Origin of the sequence: Umezawaea endophytica, from assembly GCF_025061645.1 — a bacterium.
In the GTDB taxonomy this organism is placed as follows: Bacteria; Actinomycetota; Actinomycetes; order Mycobacteriales; family Pseudonocardiaceae; genus Umezawaea; species Umezawaea endophytica.
Genome location: NZ_JANYMP010000016.1, coordinates 56,550 through 77,001, shown reverse-complemented (window position 1 = coordinate 77,001; position 20,452 = coordinate 56,550). Strand labels below are relative to the sequence as shown.

6 protein-coding genes are annotated in these 20,452 nt (G+C 71.5%); 5 read left to right on the top strand and 1 reads right to left on the bottom strand.

Annotation, left to right across the window (positions count from 1 at the left end; all coding sequences use genetic code 11):
* Positions 1 to 92: 92 nt before the first annotated feature.
* Positions 93 to 653: a hypothetical protein gene (locus NZH93_RS29490; RefSeq protein WP_259626501.1), complete on the top strand. Its 561-nt coding sequence runs from the start codon at positions 93 to 95 to the stop codon at positions 651 to 653.
* Between the two features lie 57 nt (positions 654 to 710).
* Here NZH93_RS29490 and NZH93_RS29485 read toward each other — a convergent pair whose 3' ends face one another.
* Entirely contained in the window at positions 711 to 2,303 is a 1,593-nt protein-coding gene (locus NZH93_RS29485) for a tryptophan halogenase family protein (protein ID WP_259626500.1), read from the bottom strand.
* A gap of 330 nt (positions 2,304 to 2,633) precedes the next feature.
* Here NZH93_RS29485 and sbnB point away from each other — a divergent pair, with 330 nt between their 5' ends.
* Genes sbnB through NZH93_RS29465 form a run of 4 tightly spaced genes read left to right on the top strand, consistent with a single transcriptional unit; the run spans position 2,634 to position 20,448 of the window.
* A complete protein-coding gene (gene sbnB, locus NZH93_RS29480; RefSeq protein ID WP_259626499.1) occupies positions 2,634 to 3,665 on the top strand; it encodes a 2,3-diaminopropionate biosynthesis protein SbnB in 1,032 nt (343 codons plus the stop codon).
* A 33-nt stretch (positions 3,666 to 3,698) separates the two neighbouring features.
* On the top strand, positions 3,699 to 4,703 hold the full coding sequence (gene sbnA, locus NZH93_RS29475) for a 2,3-diaminopropionate biosynthesis protein SbnA (RefSeq protein WP_259626498.1): 1,005 nt from the start codon (positions 3,699 to 3,701) through the stop codon (positions 4,701 to 4,703).
* Positions 4,703 to 19,585, top strand: a complete 14,883-nt coding sequence (locus tag NZH93_RS29470) for a non-ribosomal peptide synthetase (protein WP_259626497.1) — start codon at positions 4,703 to 4,705, stop codon at positions 19,583 to 19,585. The genes sbnA and NZH93_RS29470 overlap by 1 nt, the downstream gene beginning before the upstream one ends.
* On the top strand, positions 19,582 to 20,448 hold the full coding sequence (locus tag NZH93_RS29465; RefSeq protein ID WP_259626496.1) for an ABC transporter permease: 867 nt from the start codon (positions 19,582 to 19,584) through the stop codon (positions 20,446 to 20,448). The genes NZH93_RS29470 and NZH93_RS29465 overlap by 4 nt, the downstream gene beginning before the upstream one ends.
* The last annotated feature ends 4 nt before the right edge of the window (positions 20,449 to 20,452 follow it).

Genomic DNA, 20,452 nt, shown 5'->3' with positions numbered 1-20,452 from the left:
CCCCCCCCCCCCCCCACTTCCGGGGCCGGGTGGCGGGTTCCTAGCGTTCGCCCCGCGATCCCGTCCGGGGTCGTCGAGCGGAGGAGCGCCTCATGTCGTCGTGGGAAACCAAGCCGAGTGCCTGGTCGGGAGTGCTGGCGGGACTGGGGATCGCGGTGCCGGGCGGGGTGGAGGCCTTCGTCGGGGAGACCGCCGCGACGAGCCTCGTGCTCGCGGTGACGCCCGCGTTGGCCGTGCCGCTGCTGGTCGTGCTGCACCGGGGGCAGGCGCTGGAGTCGGGGCGGTTCGGCGCTGTCGCGTACCTGGTCAACCTGATCGGGCTCGGTCTGTTCGGGGGAGCGGCGTTCAGCCTCAACGCGGTGCTGTTCTTCGCGGAGGGGGTGCGGCCCGCGGCGCCGTCCGTGGTGCTGCTGCTGGGGAGCGCGCTGGTGTTCGCGGTCGGGTCCGTCCTGTTCGGCGCGTCGATGCTGCGCGCCGGGGTGTACCCGCCGGTCCCGGTGTGGGGGTACGCGGTGCTGCTGGCCGTGTTCGCGGTCGCCGCCCGGTTGCCCGACGGTCCGCTGACCAGCCTGCTGCACGTCCTGGTCGGGGTGTCGCTGGTCTGGCTGGCGGTCGCCGTCCTGTCCCGTCCGGCGGTCGGTGCCGCGGGCTGAACGCGCGAGAACGCCGGAGCGGGTCGGGGTCCGCTCCGGCGTTCTCGAGTCGCGCGGTTACTTGCCGTGCAACTGCTTCAGGTAGTCGTAGGTCGTCGGCAGGGTCTTGAGCAGCTCGGCCTGCTTGCGCTTGATGTCGGCGAAGACGTGCTCCGCCGAGTCGAGCATCGACGGGTGGTGGGTGAGCTTCGTCAGCGTCTGCTGGGGGTCGAAGCCCAGGCCGGTGAAGACGCAGTAGTAGCTCGCGTTGGTCCAGAAGTTGCGGAACTCCGCGTCGAAGTTCGCGTAGTAGGTGTTCTCGTCGGTGACCGGCATGTTGATCGCCAGCCCCGCCTTGTACATCCGGATCTTCTCCTTGATGTCGTCCGCGAGCACCAGGTCCTTGCAGGCGCGCCAGAACTCGGTGTCGTTGCGCGCGGCCAGGCTGAAGTGCGCCTGGAGGAAGTCGCGCGAGTCGTCGAACATCGTGTTGATCTCGGTGTTGAACCGGTCGGCGAAGATCGGGTCGAAGTTCTTGTCCGGGAAGTGCTTCGCGAGCTGGTAGAGCGCGGCGGTGATGAAGTAGATGCCGGTGGACTCCAGCGGCTCCAGGAAGCAGGACGAGAGGCCGATCGCGGCCACGTTGCGGACCCAGGTGCGGCGGTTGCGGCCCACTCGGAACTTGATGTGGTTGAGCTTCTGCTCGCTGGGGTCGAGGCCCCACATCTCGCAGAACTCCTGCGTCGCCGCGTCCTGCGTGGTGAAGCGGCTGCTGTAGACGTGGCCGGTGCCGAAGCGGCCCAGCATGGGGATCTTCCACGTCCAGCCGTTGGTCATGGCGATGGAGCCGGTGAACGGCTCGACGCCGTTCGCCTCGTCGTCGTGCGGGACCTGGGTGGCGACCGCGCGGTCGTTGAGGAGGTGGTCGCTCATGTCCAGGAACGGCTCGCGCATCACGCCGTTGATCAGCAGGGCGCGGAAGCCGGAGCAGTCGACGAAGAAGTCGCCCTCGATCTTGCGGCCGCCCTTGGTGTTCAGGGCGGTGACGTGGCCGCGGGTGTCCACGTCGGCGTCGATGAACTCGTCCTGGATGTGGATCGCGCCCTGCTTGTTGGTCGCGAAGCGGCGCAGGAAGTCGGCCACCAGCGCGGCGTCGAAGTGCCAGGCGTAGTTGGTCCACTTGGTGCCGTCGGAGTGCCGCGGCGCGAGCTTCGCGTCCAGGATCGGGGGCTCGCGGTAGCAGGCGTAGTCGAACGCCTCGGTGGTCTGGCCGGTGAGGCGCTTGTGCGACCAGTACGCCGACAGCGGCTCGTTCTCGTGGTTCGGCAGCAGGCCGAACAGGTGGTAGTAGTGGTCGGTCGTGTCGCGGTAGGGCCGGGGGTTGGCGTCACCCCTGCCGCCGGTGCGCCAGTTCGTGAACTTGATGCCCATCTTGAAGCTGGCGTTGCACTCCCGCATCCACTCCTCCTCGGAGAGGCCGAGGAAGTCGAAGAACACCTTGTGCAGGTTCGGGACGGTCGCCTCGCCGACGCCGATCCTGGGGACCGACGGCGCCTCCAGCACGGTGATCTTCACGGCCGGGCCGAGCGCCTTGCCGAGGTACGACGCGGTCATCCAGCCCGCCGTGCCGCCACCCAGGACGACGACATTCTTGATCCTGCGATCTTCCATCGAAGACGATCCTTCCTGTCTCAACACGACAAAAGTCGCGGATTAGAATTGTTGATGGGGGCGCGACGGAACTTCCGAGAATTGCGCGCTCGACTTGTGGAAGACCATAGGCACGGCCCCGCGAGCCTGTCAATGTTCCGGCGGTGTTGCGGGCGAGTGGACAACTCGATTTTCTATATATTTTCTCCAGACGCCTGCCGGGAGACCTGTAATCGCAGGTGAACGGCCTCGTCAGCCCTGTGTCAGTGCCTCGTCAGCCCTGGTCGACACTCTGTTGAACAGGTCGCCGCGGCATCCTGCCGTGGTTAGCGCAGAGGAGCGTGGGTAGACATGTCGGATCCGACTCCGACCTTCGCGGTGATTTCCGGCGCTCAGGTTCACGAGGTTTTGCGGGACCGTGACAAGCACCTCTTGGATTTGGTCGAGGCGGCCTACCGGCTGCACGGTTCGGGCGACACCGTGAACCCGCCCTCGTATTTCCTCCGATTCCCGGAGGACCCCTCGTCGCGGATCATCGCCCTGCCGGCCTCGGTCGGCGGCGACATCGGCGTGCACGGGGTCAAGTGGATCTCCAGCTTCCCGGCCAACGTCCAGCGCGGCATCCCGCGCGCGTCGGCCGTGCTGATCCTCAACGACCAGGAGACCGGCTACCCGATCGCCTGCATGGAGAGCTCCATCATCAGCGCGGTCCGCACCGCCGCGTCCGCCGCGCTCGCCGCGGACTGGTTGACCCGCGACCGCGTCCGGCCCACCAAGGTCGGCTTCATCGGCACGGGGCTGATCGCCCGGTACATCCACACGTACCTCGCGGGCACCGGCTGGTCGTTCGACGAGGTCGGCATCTTCGACCTCAGCCCCGAGCACGCCGCCGGGTTCAAGGGGTACGTCGAGTCCACCGGTGACGGCGACGTCGTGATCCACGAGTCGGCCGAGGACCTGATCAAGGCGTGCGACCTCGTCGTGTTCGCCACGGTCGCGGGCGAGCCGCACATCACCGACCCGACCTGGTTCGAGCACAACCCCCTGGTGCTGCACGTGTCGCTGCGCGACCTGTCGCCCGAGGTCGTGCTGTCCGGCACGAACGTGGTCGACGACGTCGAGCACTGCCTCAAGGCCAACACCTCGGTGCACCTGGCCGAGCAGGCCGAGGGCAACCGGGAGTTCCTGTCCGGCACGTTGTTCGACGTGATGACCGGGGCCGTCCAGCTCCCCGCGGACAAGCCGGTGTTCTTCTCCCCGTTCGGCCTCGGCGTGCTGGACCTGGCCGTCGGCAAGTTCGTCTACGACGAGGTCGGTCGCGCGGGCGACCTCGCTCCCGTGGAGGACTTCTTCTTTGACCTGCATCGCTACGGGAAGCGATGAGTCGCTGCTGGTCGATCTCGTAGGAGTCGGTTCATGCCAGTCATATCCACGCCGCAAGAGTTCAACGTGGACGATCTGTACGTCGACCTCAGGACGCTGTCCGGGCACCCGTTGTTCCTCAAGTGCGAGGGCTTCAACTTCGCCGGGTCCATCAAGCTCAAGGCCGCCACCGAGATGGTCGCGACCGCCGTGCGCAACGGCCAGCTCCGACCCGGCGACACGCTGGTCGAGAGCTCGTCGGGCAACCTCGGCGTCGCGCTCAGCCTCGTGGCCGCGAGCCAGGGCTACGGGTTCCTCTGCGTCACGGACACGCGGTGCACGCTGGCCGCGCGCCAGCTCATGCAGTCGCTCGGCACGCAGGTGCACGTCGTCACCGAGCCGCACCCCGAGGAGGGGCTGCTCGGCGCGCGCATCCGCTTCGTCGAGCGGATGCGCCGCGAGCGGGGGTACGTCTGGCTCAACCAGTACGCCAACCCCGGCAACGCGATGGCGCACTACCTCACCACCGGCCCGGAGATCCTGAAGAGCTTCCCCGAGGTCGAGGTGCTGTTCATCGGCGCGGGCAGCACCGGAACGCTGATGGGCTGCTCGCGGTACTTCCGCGAGAACCGGCCGTCGGTGCGGATCGTCGCCATCGACAGCGTCGGCTCGGTGACCTTCGGGACCCCGGCCCAGCCCCGGATGTTGCCCGGTCTCGGCACGAGCGTCCGGCCACCGCTGCTGGACGAGTCCGTCGTGGACGAGGTCGTGCACGTCGCCGAGATCGACACCGTGCGGGCGTGCCGGATGCTGGTGCGCCACGGCTTCCTGTTCGGCGGGTCGACCGGCACCGTCATCAGCGGGGCGATGGACTGGCTCGCCCGCAACGCGCCCGGCGACGACCTCTCGGCCGTCGCCATCTCGCCCGACCTGGGCGACCGCTACCTGGACACCATCTACCACGACCAGTGGATCGCCGACATCTACGGCGCCGAAGTCCTGGCGGAGAACGGTTCCCGACTGTCGGCGCCCCCGACGGCCACATCGAGGAGTGTCTGATGACCGCAGCGGCGAGCTTGCCACTGTCCGCCGGTCAGGCGGAGATCTGGTTCGACGAGAAGTTCCACGGACGCGGTGTCGCGTACAACTCCGCGGGGTACCTGGACATCCGGGGCCCGCTGGACGTGCCCGCGTTCCGCGCGGCCGTGCGACAGCTCATCGTCGAGGCCGAGTGCACCCGCACCCGCTACGTCGAGGTCGACGGCGAGCCGCGCCAGGTCGTCGAGCCGATGGCCGAGGTGCCCATCACGGCGCTGGAGGTCGGTGAGGCCGAGGCCGTCGAGTGGATGGCCGCCGACCTGGCGAAGCCGTTCACCCTGGACGACTTCCCCCTGTTCCGGCTCGCGCTGGTGGACCTGGGGCAGGACAGGCACTTCTTCTACATGTGCATCCACCACCTGCTGTGCGACGGGTACAGCCAGGTCGTGTACTGGCGTCGGCTCGCGGAGATCTACCAGGCGCTGGTGGAGGGCCGGTCGGCCGTCGAGGGCCAGTTGTCGCCGTTGAAGGAGCTGCTGGACGCCGAGAGGGCCTACACCGACTCGGTGTGGTTCCAGCGCGACCGGGACTTCTGGGCCGCCCGGTTCGACCAGGTGCCCGACCTCCCCAGCCTGTCGCAGCGCGAGCAGACCGCCACGGCCGTGCGCGGATTCCTCCGCCGCACCACCGTGGTCCCGGCCGAGACCGCCGCGACCCTGCGCGAGTTGGCGTCGAAGTCGGCGTCCACCTGGCCCGCCGTGGTCCTGGCCGCGGTCGGCGTCTACACGCAGCGGATGACCGGTGTCGGCGACGTGCTGCTGACCCTGCCCGCCACCGCGCGGATGGGCGCGTCGATGCGCGCGATCCCCGGCATGATCGCCAACTACCTGCCGCTGCGCGTGACCGTGCGGCCCGACGCGACGAAGGCCGACCTGCTCAGGCGGACCTCGCGCGAGCTGGCGCAGGTGCTCAAGCACCAGCGGTACCGGGTCAGCCGCATCCGCCGCGAGATGGGTCTGTCCTCAGAGGACCGGCGGCCGTTCGGGCCGTTCGTCAACATCCTCCCGCAGCAGACGACGTTCGCGCTCGGCTCGTGCGGCGTCGAGGTCAACAACCTGTCGACCGGACTCATCGAAGACCTGATGATCACCGTCGTGGACGCGCCGGACGGCGGCGCCGAGGTCCACGTCAACGGCAACCCCGAGCTGTACACCGCGCAGGAGGTCGAGGACCACCTGCACCGGTTCGCGGAGTTCCTGGTCACCTTCGCGACCGTCGCCGACGACGTGCCGCTCGGCCGCGTCGACGTGGTCAGCGCGCCGGAGCGCGCGGGCTGGCTGGAGGAGGGCACCGGCGCGTTCGCCGAGGGCGCCGACGCGGACCTCGTGGACACCGTGCGCGCGCTGGCCTCCCGGTACCCGGACGCCGTCGCGGTCGTCGAGGACGACGTCACGACCACCTACGGCGCACTGGTCGCCCGTGCGAGCGCGCTGTCCCGACGCGTGCCCGCCGAGCTGGTCGGCGTGCTCGGCGCGCCCGGAGCCGGGTTCATCTCCGCTGTGCTCGGCGTGCTCGGCGCCGGTGGCGCGTACGTGCCGCTGGACACCCGCGCGCCCGTCCGGCGCGGCGCGGACCTGCTGACCGACAACGGGATCCGCCACCTCGTTGTCGACGCCGCGCACCGCGCGCTCGCCGAGGAGATCACCCGCGCCGCCGGTCACGCGGTCGACGTCGTCGTGCTCGACGACGCCGAGGACGACGACCTCGCGCCCGTGGTCGGCCTGCCGGACGACCTCGCGTACGTGATCTTCACGTCCGGCTCGACCGGCAAGCCCAAGGGCGCGATGGTGCACCGGCGCGGCATGGTGAACCACCTGCTGGCCAAGGTCGACGACCTCGCCCTCACCGCGGCGGACTCGTTGGTGCAGAACGCCCCGCTCACGTTCGACATCTCCGTCTGGCAGATGCTGGCGCCGCTGGTGGTCGGCGGCCGGGTGCGCGTGGTGACGCGCGAGACCGCTGCCGACCCGGACGCGCTGTTCGGCCTGGTGGCCGACGAGTCCGTGACGATCCTGGAGGTCGTCCCGTCGCTGCTGCGCGCCGCGCTGGACGCGTGGGACGTCGTCGGCGACCGACCCCGGCTGCCCTCGCTGCGCCGCCTGGTGGTCACGGGCGAGGCGCTGCCGCCCGACCTGTGCCTGCGCTGGTTCGCGCGGTTCCCGACCATCCCGCTGGTGAACGCCTACGGGCCCACGGAGTGCTCGGACGACGTCACCCACGCGACGATCACCGTTGACGACGCCGTGGCGTCCGCACGCGTGCCGATCGGCCGCGCGGTGCGCGGGACCCGGCTGTACGTGCTGGGCGACGACCTCGGGCCCGTGCCGCCCGGCGTCCCCGGCGAGCTGTACGTGGGCGGGCTCGGGGTGGGGCGCGGCTACCTGCGCGACCCCGCCCGCACCTCGACCACGTTCGTCCCCGATCCCTTCGCGGGCACCGGTCTCCGGATGTACCGCACCGGGGACCGGGTGGTCCGCAGGGAGGACGGGCAGTTGGAGTTCGTGGAACGCCGTGACCACCAGGTGAAGGTGCGCGGCCACCGGATCGAGCTGGGTGAGATCGAGTCGGCGTTGCGCGGCCTGCCGCACGTCGGCGACGCGGCCGTCGCGGTCGTGACCGACCCGGTCGGCAGCAAGCGGCTCATCGGCTACCTGGTGTCCGACAACGGGAACCCGGTCGACACCGACGACGTGCGCGCCCGGCTCGCGGCCGTGCTGCCCGAGTACATGGTGCCCTCGACGCTGCTGACGCTGGACGCGATGCCGCTGACCCCGCACGGCAAGGTGGACCGCAAGGCGCTGCCCGAGCCCGACTTCTCGGCCGGTCCGCGCGGCCGGACCGCCCGCAGCTCCGAGGAGCGGGTGCTGTGCGAGGTGATGGCCGAGGTGCTCGGCCTGCCCGAGGTCGGCGTGGAGGACAGCTTCTTCGCGCTCGGCGGCGACAGCATCAGCTCCATCCAGGTCGTCAGCAGGGCCCGGCGGGCCGGACTGCTGATCACCTCGCGGGACGTGCTGAAGCACCGGTCCCCGGCGGCCATCGCGACGATCGCCCGCCCGGCCGGAGCCGTCGCCACCGCGGTCGCCGACGGCGTCGGCGAGGTCGAGCTGACCCCGATCGCGCATCAGCTCCGCGAGGACCTGGAGTCGCTCACCGACCGCACCCGCCAGTACAGCCAGTACGTCGTCGTTCGCGTCCCCGGCGACATCGCGTCGCTCACCACCGCGTTGCGGGCCGTCGTCGACCACCACGACGTGCTGAGGGCGAAGCTCTCGGTGCCGGTGGACGGCCTGTGGTCGCTGGAGACGCTGCCCGCGGGCTCGGTGCCGGTGGAGATCACCGAGGCGTCCGATGTGGACACCGCCGTGACCGGGGCCCGGCAGCGGCTCGCGCCCGAGGAGGGCCGGGTCGTGCAGGCCGCGCTGGTCGGCGACCGGCTCGTCCTGGTGATCCACCACCTGGTCGTCGACGGCGTGTCGTGGCGCATCCTGGTGCCGGACCTGAAGACGGCCTTCGAGGCCGTCGTCGCGGGTCGCCCGATCGCGCTCGACCCGGTGGGCACGTCCTACCGCCGCTGGTCGAAGGTGCTGTCGGAGAACGCCCGCACCGCCGCGCGCACCCGTGAGCTCCCACTGTGGACGGCGCAGGTCAAGCCGGACGACCCGCAGCTCGGGTCGCGTCCGCTCGACCCCTCGCTGGACACCTACGGCACGGCCAAGTCGTTGCGGGTCGTGCTGCCCGCCACGACGACCGCCGCGCTGCTGACCACCGTGCCCGCCGCGTTCCACGGCGAGATCAACGACGTGCTGCTCTCGGGCCTCGCCTTGGCCGTGGCGGAGTGGCGGCGCAAGCGCTTGGGAGCCGGTGGTCCCGGCGTGCTGGTGGAGGTCGAGGGCCACGGCCGCGAGCAGGTGGCGGACGACCTGGACCTGTCCCGCACGGTCGGCTGGTTCACCAGCGTGTTCCCGCTGCGCGTCGACCCCGGTGACGCCACCGGGGGAGTGGCGGTCAAGCGCGTCAAGGAGCAGCTCCGCGCACTGCCGGACCGCGGCCTCGGCTTCGGCCTGCTGCGCCACCTCAACCCGCAGACCGTCGGCGCGCTGGCCCGCTTCGGCGTGCCGCAGATCGGCTTCAACTACCTCGGCCGGTTCGCCGCGGGCGGGGCGGACGCCCAGTGGTCCCTCGACGGCGGCGACTCCGTCGTCGGCACGGGCGTCAGCCCGGACATGCCGCTGCGGCACGTCCTCGCGGTCACGCCCGTGACCGAGGACCGGCCCGACGGCCCGCACCTGGTCGCGGACTGGCTGTGGGCGGGCGACCTGCTCTCCGAGTCCGATGTGGACGAGATCGCGACCTCGTGGTTCCGCGTGCTGGAGTCGTTCGTCGGCGCGTCGGGCGGGCACAGCCCGTCGGACTTCCCGCTGGTCTCGCTGAGCGAGGCCGAGATCGAGGACTTCGAGGGCGCGGGCGGCGTCGACGACGTGCTGCCGCTCTCGGCGTTGCAGAAGGGCCTGCTCTTCCAGGCCGAGTACGACAAGCAGGGCAGCGACGTCTACACCCTCCAGGCCGTCGTGGACGTGGAAGGCCCGCTGGACGTGGCCGCGTTCCGCGCCGCCGCCGAGGCGCTGGTCCAGCGGCACCCGGCCCTCCGGGCGTCGTTCCGGTCGCGCCCGGCCGGGGACGCCGTGCAGGTCATCCGGTCCTCGGTGGCGCTGCCCTGGCAGGAGGTCGACCTCACCGGCATGGCCGACGAGGACGCCGCGTCCGAACTGGTCCGGCTGACCGACGCCGACTGGGCGCACCGGTTCGACATGACCGAGCCGCCGCTGGTGCGGTTCACCGTCGTGCGGCTGGGCGACGAGCGGTTCCGGCTGCTCTGGGCCGTGCACCACATCCTGGTCGACGGCTGGTCGATGCCGATCTTCGCCCGCGAGCTGTTCACGCTGTGCGCCAACGGCGCGGACGTGTCCGCGCTGCCGCCGGTCGCGCCCTACCGCGACTACCTGGCGTGGCTCGGCGCGCAGGACGTCGACGCCGCGCGGACCGCGTGGACGACGGCGTTCGACGGGTTCACCGAGGCCGCGAAGCTCGGCCCGGCCGAGCGCGACCGCGTGTCGGACGTGCCCGAGTCGTTCGTCGTCGACCTGCCCGAGGACGTCACGCACCGGCTCTCGTCGTGGGCGCGGGCTCGCGGCCTGACGCTGAACACGGTGATGCAGGGCTGCTGGGCCGTCCTGCTCGGGCGGCTGACCGGCAAGCGCGACGTGGCGTTCGGCGCGGTCAGCTCCGGCCGACCCGCGGAACTGCCCGGCATGGAGTCCATGGTCGGCCTGTTCCTCAACACGCTGCCCGTGCGGGTGCGGCTCGACCCGAAGACGTCGCTGGCGGACCTGCTGGCGCGGTTGCAGGAGGACCAGTTCGACCTGGCCCCGCACCACCACCTCGGCCTGGCCGAGGTGCAGCAGTCGGTCGGGATCGGCGAGCTGTTCGACACCGTCGTCAGCTTCCACAACTACCCGCACGACGTGGACGACCTGAGCGACCTCATCCCCGGCGTGCGCGTGCTCGGTGCCGACGGCAGGCTGGTCGCCGAGTACCCGTTCGGTCTGATGGTCTACCCCGGCAAGCGCTTGCGGCTGCTGGCCCAGTACCGCTCCGACTCGTTCGACCAGGCCGCGGTCGAGTCCGTCGTGGACCGGTTCCGCCGGCTGCTCACCTCGCTCGTGACCGAGCCGGACGTCCCCCTGTCCCGGCTCGACCTGCTCGCCGCCGACGAGCGCTCGCTGATCCTCGGCGACTGGGCCGGTGATCCGAAGCCGGTCGCGACGGCGGTGGTGCCCGAGGTGTTCGAGGCGCGTGCCGCCGCGGCCCCGGACGCGGTCGCGGCCGTGTTCGAGGGGACCAGTCTGTCCTACGCCGGGTTGAACACCCGCGCGAACCAGCTCGCCCGGCTGCTGATCGGCCGGGGCATCGGGCCGGAGCGCGTGGTGGCGCTGGCGATGCCGCGTTCGCTGGAAGCGCTCGTGGCCGTGCTCGCGGTGCTGAAGGCGGGCGCGGCGTACCTGCCGATCGACGCCAAGTACCCGGCCGACCGGGTCGACTTCATGGTCTCCGACGCCAACCCGGCCGTGCTGCTGTCCACCGCCGCGGTGGCGGACGGCCTGACGGTGACCGGGGCGCCGGTGCTCGCGATCGACGCGCCCGACCTGGTCGCGGAGCTCGCGGCGCTGCCGTCGCACGACGTCACCGACCCGGAGCGGCTCGAACCGCTGAGCCAGGACCACCCGGCGTACGTCATCTACACCTCCGGCTCGACCGGCAGGCCCAAGGGCGTCGTGGTCGACCACCGCGGGTTCGTCGCGATGGCCGCCAGCCTGATCGAGAAGTTCGAGATCACGCCGGACACCAACGTCCTCCAGTTCGCGTCCTACAGCTTCGACGCCACGGTCTGGGAGTTCGCGCTCCCGCTGCTGGCCGGGGGCACGGTCGTGGTCGCGGGCGACGAGGCCCGCGCGCCCGGACAGCCGCTGGTCGACCTCATCACCGACAACGGCGTCACGCTCGCCGCCCTGCCGCCGGTCGTCGCGGGCGGTCTGGCGGAGGGCACCGTCCTGCCTGCCGACCTGGTGATCGTGGTCGCGGGCGAGGCCTGCCCGCCGGAGGTCGTGGCGCGCTGGTCGGCCACGCACCGGATGTTCAACGGCTACGGCCCGACCGAGTCCGTGATCGCCGCGACCGTCGGCGGCCCGCTCTCGCCGGGCGGACGGCCGCCGATCGGCACGCCGACCTCGGCGCACCGCGTGTACGTGCTGGACTCCGTCCTCCAGCCCGTTCCGGCGGGCGTGGTCGGCGACCTGTACGTCAGCGGCGGCCTGGCCCGCGGCTACCTGAACCGGCCGGGGCTCACCGGCGAGCGGTTCGTCGCGGACCCGTTCTTCGGCCACGGCGCGCGGATGTACCGCACGGGCGACCTGGTGCGCTGGCACGCCGACGGGCAGCTCGACTACGTCGGCCGCGCCGACGACCAGGTGCAGTTGCGCGGGTTCCGGATCGAGCTGGGCGAGATCGAGTCGGCGCTGGTGTCGCACGGCGCGGTCGCGCAGGCCGTCGCGATCGTCCGCGAGGACCCGACCGGCGACAAGCGCCTGGTCGCCTACGTGGTGGTCGACGAGGGCACGACCGTGCCCGTCGGGCTGCGCGAACTGCTGGTCGAGTCGCTGCCGGAGTACATGGTCCCGTCCGCGATCGTGGTGCTGGACGAGATCCCGCTGACCCCGCAGGGCAAGGTCGACCGCAAGGCGCTGCCGGAACCCGACTTCGCGGGCCAGGGCCGTGGCCGCGGTCCGCGCACGCCGGTCGAGGACATCCTCTGCGGCATCTTCGCGGACGTGCTCGACCTGCCGCAGGTCGGCATCGACGACGACTTCTTCGCGCTGGGCGGGCACTCCCTGCTCGCCACGCGGGTGATCAGCCGGGCCCGTGCCGCGCTCGGCGTCGAACTGCCGATCCGCGCGCTGTTCGAGACCCGCACGGTGGCCGGTGTCGCCGAGCAGGTGCACAGCGTCGCGGGCGCCGGACGTCCGGCGCTCGTGCCCGCGCAGCGGTCCGAGGACGGCGTGGTGCCGCTGTCGTTCGCGCAGCAGCGCCTGTGGTTCCTCGACCGCCTGGAAGAGGGCTCCTCCGGCACCTACAACGTGCCGCTGGCCGTGCGCCTGGTCGGTGAGCTGGACGTGGACGCGCTGCGCGTCGCGCTGCACGACCTGGTGGTGCGCCACGAGATCCTGCGCTCGGTGTTCCCGGACGTCGAGGGCGAGCCGTTCCAGCGGGTGCTCGACGCGCCCGAGGGCTATCCGGAACTGCCGCTGAAGCGGCTGTCCGAGGCCAAGCTGTCCGACGCGATGACCGCCGAGGCGGACCTGGCGTTCGACCTGGCGACGGAACCCGTGCTGCGATCGCGGTTGTTCGCGGTCTCGCCGACGGAGCACGTGCTGCTGCTGGTGATCCACCACATCGCGTTCGACGGCTGGTCGATCGCGCCGCTGGTCGGCGACCTGGGCGCGGCGTACAAGGCCCGCAGCACCGGGCAGGCGCCCGAGTGGGAGCCGCTGCCCGTGCAGTACGCGGACTACGCGGTGTGGCAGAAGGACCTCCTCGGATCGGACAGCGACCCCGACAGCCTGCTGGCCCACCAGTTGGCGTACTGGACGGGCGCGCTGGCCGACCTGCCGGAGGAACTGGAGCTACCGACCGACTTCCCGCGACCCGCCGTCAGCTCCTACGACGGCGACGAGCTGGAGTTCGCCGTCGAACCCGAGCTGTACCGGGCGCTGGTGGCACTGGCGCGCGACTCCGGGGCGAGCATCTTCATGCTGTTCCAGGCCGCGCTGTCCGCGCTGCTCACGAAGTTGGGCGCGGGCACGGACATCCCGCTCGGCAGCCCCACCGCGGGCCGCGCCGACGAGGAACTGGGCGAGCTGGTCGGGTTCTTCGTCAACACGCTGGTCATGCGGACCGACACCAGCGGCGACCCGAGCTTCCGCGACCTGGTGCACCGCGTCCGCGACACGAACCTGGCCGCCTACCAGCACCAGGACGTGCCGTTCGAACACCTCGTCGACGCGCTGAACCCGGTGCGCTCGCTCAACCGGCAGCCACTGTTCCAGGTCATGCTCACGCTCCAGACCAGCGAGGACGCGCCGCTGCTGCTGCCGGGCCTGACCGGTCGGGTCGAGCCGGTGCGGTCGCTGCGGTCGAAGTTCGACCTGACCGTGCTGCTGGAGGAGCAGTACGCCGACGGGCTGCCCGCCGGGATGCGCGGTGTCGTCGAGTACAGCACCGACCTGTTCACCAAGGCCTCGGCGGAACGCCTGGCGCGCAGGCTGGTCACGTTCCTGCGGACCGTCGTCGCCGACCCGAACACGCGGCTGAGCCGGGTGGACGTGCTGGAGGCCGGTGAGCACGAGGAGCTGCTGGCCATCGGCACCGGTGACGTGCGGCCCGAGGTGTACGAGGGCGTGGTGGAGCGGGTCCGCGGGTTCGCACTGTCCACTCCGGACGCCATCGCCGTGGTGGACGACCGGGCCCAGGTCACCTACGCCGAACTGGTCGGCCGGGCGAGCGCCCTGTCGCGCCGGGTCCCCGGCTCCGACCTGTCCGCCGTCCTGGCCTCGCCCGGCATCGGGTTCGTCACCGCCGTGCTCGGCATCCTGGGCGCGGGCGGCGGATACGTGCCGCTCGACGTGGCCGCGCCCGTGGCGCGCGTCGCCGCGCTGCTCACCGACAGCGGCGCCACGCGCCTGGTCGTCGACGAGGCGCACCGGGAGCTGGCCGCCGAGATCGCGGAGGCGGCCGGGATCGCCGTCGTCGTGCTCGACGACGCCGTGGACACCGACCTCGCACCCGCGCTCGGCGAGGCGGACGACCTGGCGTACGTGATCTTCACGTCCGGGTCGACCGGCAAGCCCAAGGGCGCGATGGTGCACCGCCGAGGCATGGTCAACCACCTGCTGTGCAAGGTGGAGGACCTGGAGGTGTCCTCTGTGGACAAGCTGGTGCACAACGCGCCGGTGACGTTCGACATCTCCGTCTGGCAGATGCTGACGACGCTGCTCGTCGGCGGCACGACCCGCGTGGTCGGCCGCGACACGGCCGTCGACCCGGACCTGCTGTTCGCCACCATCCCCACCGAGGGCGTGACGATCCTGGAGGTCGTGCCGTCACTGCTGCGCGCGGCACTGGACTCGTGGGACGTCACCGATGAGGTGCCCGAGCTGCCCGGCCTGAAGTGGCTGGTCGTCACGGGCGAGGCGCTGCCGCCTGACCTGTGCGGCCGGTGGTTCCAGCGGTTCCCGGACATCGCGCTGGTCAACGCCTACGGGCCCACCGAGTGCTCGGACGACGTGACGCACGCCTTCATCACCAAGGAAGACGAACTGGGCGAGGCGCGGGTGCCGATCGGTCGGCCCGTGCGCAACACCCGGCTGTACGTGCTGGGCGACGATCTGCGTCCGGTGCCCGCCGGAGTCGCCGGTGAGCTGTACGTCGGCGGCACGGGTGTCGGCCGCGGTTACCTGGGCGACCGGACGAAGACCGCGCTGGCGTTCACGGCCGACCCGTTCGGCGAGCCCGGCGCGCGGATGTACCGCACGGGCGACCGGGTCGTGCTGCGCCCCGACGGCCAACTGGAGTTCCTGGAGCGCCGCGACCACCAGGTCAAGATCCGCGGCCACCGCATCGAACTGGGCGAGGTCGAGGCCGCGCTGCGGTCGGCCGACGTCGTCGGTGACGCGGCGGTCGCGGTCAGCTCCGACCAGGGCGGGCACAAGAAGCTCGTCGGGTACGTCGTCCCGGCCCCCGGTGACGACGGCCTCGACCTCGCGGTGGTGCGCAAGCACCTCGCCGGGTCGCTGCCGGAGTACATGGTGCCGTCCGCGCTGGTCGTGCTGGACGCCCTGCCGCTGACCCCCAACGGCAAGGTGGACCGCAAGGCGTTGCCGGACGCGGACTTCGCGGCCCAGCCGCGAGCCGTCCGAGGCCCGCGCACGCCGGTCGAGGAGATCCTCTGCGGCGTGTTCGCCGAGGTGCTCGGCGCCGCCGAGGTCGGGGTGGACGACGACTTCTTCGACCTGGGCGGGCACTCGCTGCTCGCCACGAGGGTCGTCAGTCGCGTGAGGACGGTGCTGGACGTCGAACTGCCCGTGCGGGCGCTGTTCGAGGCCAGGACGGTCGCGGGGCTGGCCAGGCTGGTGGAGGGCGCGGAAGGCGCCCGGCCGGCGCTGGTGGCCCAGGAGCGCGACGGCGACGAAGGCCTGCCGCTGTCCTACGCCCAGCGCAGGCTGTGGTTCCTCAACCGGATGGAGGAGGAGTCCACCGGCACCTACAACATCCCACTGGCCGTCCGGCTGACCGGCGAGCTGGACGTGGACGCGTTGACGGCCGCGCTCGGCGACGTGGTGGCGCGCAACGAGATCCTGCGCACGGTGTTCCCCGACGTGGACGGCGTGCCCTACCAGGAGGTGCTGAGCCAGTCGTCCACGGAGCTGACCGTGCGGCGGGTGGCCGAGGCAGACCTGTTCGACGTGGTGGCCGCCGAGGTCGACAGCGGTTTCGACCTCGGGTCGGACACCGCGGTGCGGACGCACCTGTTCGTGCTCGACGAGCGCGACCACGTGCTGCTGCTGGTGTTCCACCACATCGCGTTCGACGGCTGGTCGACCGCGCCGCTGGCCCGCGACCTGGCCGTCGCGTACGACGCCCGCCGCTCCGGGCAGGCCCCGCAGTGGGCGCCGCTCGTGGCGCAGTACGCCGACTACGCGGTCTGGCAGCGGGAGTGGCTCGGGTCGGAGACCGACCCGGACAGCGTGCTGTCGGCGCAGCTCGCCTACTGGACCGAGGCGCTGGCCGGGCTGCCGGAGGAGCTGGAGCTGCCGACGGACTTCCCCCGTCCGGCGATCAGCAGCTACGACGGCGACGTGCGGCAGTTCTCGGTCCCCGCGGACCTGCACGCCGGTGTGGTGGCGCTGGCCCGCGAGACCGGCGCCAGCGTGTTCATGGTCGTGCAGGCCGCCGTCTCGGCCCTGCTGACCAAGTTGGGCGCGGGCACGGACATCCCGCTGGGCAGCCCGATCGCGGGCCGCACCGACGAGGCGCTGCACGACCTGATCGGCTTCTTCGTCAACACGCTGGTGCTGCGCACGGACACGGCGGGCGACCCGACGTTCCGCCAGCTCCTGCACCGCGTCCGGGAGGCGGACCTCGGGGCGTACGCGCACCAGGACCTGCCGTTCGAGGCGCTGGTGGAAGCGGTCAACCCGACCCGGTCGCTGTCGCGGCACCCGCTGTTCCAGGTGATGCTGTCGTTCCAGAACAACGACGAGCCCGCCGACGCGATGCCGGGGCTGGAGAGCGGCGTCGTGCCGATGAAGGCGACGCGCTCCAAGTTCGACCTGGAGTTCGAGCTGGTCGAGCAGCACGACGACGGCACGCCCGCGGGCATGGACGGCGTGCTGGCCTACCGCACGGACCTGTTCACCGAGCGGACCGTCGACGAGATCGGCGAACGGCTGGTGCGCCTGCTGCGCGCCGTCGTGACGAGCCCGGACGCCGCGCTGAGCGAGGTGGACGTGCTCAGCGTCGCCGAGCGGCACCGCATCCTGGTGGAGTGGAACGACACCGGACGCGCGCTCAGCGCGTTCGTGCTGCCGGACCTGATCTCCGCGACGGCGGCGGGCACGCCGAACGCCACCGCGGTCATCGCGGGCGACGTGACCCTGACCTACCGGCAGCTCACCGCGCGGGCCAACCGGCTGGCGCGCGAGCTGATCGCCAGGGGAGCCGGGCCGGAGCGGGTCGTCGCACTCGCGCTGACCCGAGGCGCGGACCTGATCGTGTCGGCGCTCGCGGTGCTGAAGTCCGGCGCCGCCTACCTGCCGATCGACCTGGACCACCCGGCCGACCGGGTCCGGTACATGCTCGACGACGCCGAGCCGGTGCTGGTGATCACCGACGAGGCCGCGGCCGACCGGGTCCCCGAGTTGGCGGGCACGCCCAGCTTCGTGCTGGGCGGCGCGGAGGCGGAACGGGCGCTGCGCAAGCGCGGCGGCGCCGAGGACGTGACCGACGCCGACCGGAGCGGGTTCCTCACGCCCAACCACCCGGCGTACGTCATGTACACCTCCGGGTCGACCGGCAGGCCGAAGGGCGTCGTGATCCCGCACGGCGCGCTGGCCAACCTGATCACGGACATGTGCGAGCGGCTGTCGATGACGAAGGCCGACCGGCTGCTGGCGGTCACCACGTTCGGCTTCGACATCTCCAACCTGGAGATCTTCGTGCCGCTGGTGGCGGGCGCGAAGCTGATCGTGGCCGACCGCGACACCGTGCGCGACCCGATCGCGCTGGGCGCGCTCATGGTGTCCAGCCGCACGTCGGTCATGCAGGCCACGCCGAGCCTGTGGCAGGCGCTCGTCGGCATCACGCCGGAGTCGCTGCGGCGGGTGCGGGTCGTCATCACCGGCGGCGAGGCGCTGAGCGAGTCGCTGGCCGACGCGCTGCGGGCGGCGGCGCACGAGGTGCGCAACATGTACGGGCCGACCGAGACGACCATCTGGTCCACGGTGTCCGATGTGGACACCGCTGGCCCCGGCACGCCGACGATCGGCAGGCCGATCAGCAACACCAGGGTGTACGTGCTGGACAGCGCACTGTGCCCGGTGCCGCCGAACGTGCCCGGCGAGCTGTACATCGCGGGTGACGGGCTGGCGCGCGGGTACCTCAACCGCACCGACCTGACGTCCGAGCGGTTCCTGGCGAACCCGTTCGGCGAGCCCGGATCGCGGATGTACCGCACGGGTGACGTGGTGCGCTGGGACAACCACGGCGAGATCGAGTTCCTGGGCCGCAAGGACCACCAGGTCAAGGTCCGCGGTCACCGGATCGAGCTGGGCGAGATCGAGGCCGCGCTGCGGGCCGAGGACGCCGTGGTCGACGCCGTCGTCACGGTCGGCACCGACGCCGGTGGGCACAAGCGGCTCGTCGGGTACCTGCTGGTGCCCTCCGGTGAACTCGACACGGCCGAGGTCAAGCGGTCGCTCGGGGTCTCGCTCCCGGAGTACATGGTGCCCGCCGCGCTGGTCGTGCTGCCCGCGTTCCCGTTGACCCCCAACGGGAAGGTGGACCGCAAGGCGCTGCCGGAACCGGACTTCGGCGCCCGGACGCCGACCCGCGAGCCGGAGTCGGCCGCGGAGCACCTGCTGGTCGAGGTGTTCGGCGACGTGCTCGGGATCGGCGAGGTCCGGATCGACGACGACTTCTTCGAGCTGGGCGGCCACTCGCTGCTCGCGACCGGGGTCGTCAGCCGGGCGCGCAAGGCCGGGCTGCGGCTGACCATCGCGGACGTGTTCGTGCACAAGACGGTGCGGGCGCTCGCGGCGGCGGCCCAGGTCGAGCCCGACAGCGAGGCCGCGTCCGGCGCGGCCTCGATGGCCCGCGCGCTGCACGAGATCGAGGAACTGGACCAGGAGGACCCGTTCGCCACCATCCTGCCGATCCGGCCGACCGGTGACCGGACGCCGTTCTTTTTCATCCACAGCGGTCTGGGCTCCGCCCTGCCGTACGTGGGGCTGGCCAGGCACGTCGACGAGCGGCACCCGATCTACGGCGTCCAGTCGCCGAGCGTCGGGCGGATGGCCCCGCTGCCGACGTCGATGGAGGAGGTGGCCGAGCTGTACGTCGGCCACATCAAGGAGGTGCGGCCGGAAGGGCCGTACAACCTGCTGGGCTGGTCGTTCGGCGGTGTGCTGGCGCAGGAGATCGCGGTCCGGCTCCAGGCCGCGGGCGACACCGTCGAGCTGCTGGTCAACCTCGACGGCTACCCGCACCGGCCCGGCCACGACGACGAGGAAGTGGACGACCGCGAGCAACTCGTGCGGGTCATGGAGGTCATCGGCCACGACCGCGCCGAGTTCGACGGCCGCGAGCTGACCGCGAGGGACGTCGTCGAGGTGCTGCGCCGCGACCGCAACCCGCTGGCGGAACTGGGGGAGGAGAGGCTGCTCGCGATGCTCGCCGTGGTGCGCAACCACGGGAAGCTGATGGAGCGCTTCACGCCCTCGCGCTACACCGGTGCGATGCGGCTGTTCGCGGCCGTGGAGGACCTGACCGAGGCCGAGGTCGGCGAACTGGCCGACGCCTGGGCACCGCACGTGGACGGACCGGTCGAGCTGCACGCGGTCCACTGTGGACATGAGTACATGATGCACCCCGAACCGCAGGCGCTGATCGGCGCGGCAGTCGCGGCGGACCTCCGCCGGGTGCTCGAATCCGAGATCGGAGTTGGGGAGTCGTGAGCACCACCACCGTCGCAGGCAGCGACAGCCGAGCACAGGGGCCCGCGGGCCCGGTCAAGCCCGGCATGCCGTCCGGTCCGCTGGCCACGATCACCGAGGTGCTCGCCATCGGCGGGCGGCGGATGCGCCGCCTCAAGCGCAACCCCGGCAGGCTCGTCGGCATCACGCTCAACCCGCTGATCACGATGATCGCGCTGGGCTACCTGTTCCAGAGCGCCATCGAGATCCCCGGCAGCAACAACTACATGGAGTTCATCTTCGCGGGCGTCGCGGCGCAGGTCGGGCTGGCCAGCATCGGCCCGACCGCCGTCGCGGTGTGCCTCGACCTCCAGGGCGGGCTGATCGACCGGTTCCGGTCGCTGCCGATCTCGCGGTCCGCGGTGTTGGTCGGGCACACGCTGGCGGACCTGGTGATCACCATGATGGGCTTGGCGATCGTGGTGGGCGTCGGCATGCTGTTCGGCTGGCGCGCGCACTCGGACTTCCTGTCGGTGCTCGCCGGGTTCGGCCTGCTCGCGGTGTTCATGTACACGATGCTCTGGGTCGGCGTGCTGCTCGGCATGGTGTCCAAGAACCTGGAGACCATCGAGTCGATCTCCGGCATCGTCGCGGTCGTCTTCTCCTTCATGTCCAACGGCTTCCTGTCGGTGGACAAGCTGCCCGGCTGGATCCGCCCGATCGCCGAGTGGAACCCGGTCAGCGCCGTCATCACCGCCCTGCGCCACCTGTGGGGCAACCCCGTCACGGTCTCGCCCAGCTTCCCGTCCGAGCACCCGACCGCGGTCATCGTCATCTCGCTGGGCCTGCTGTTCGTGGTGACCACCGTGCTCAGCGTCCGCCGCTACCGCACCGCCTCCGCGTGACCTC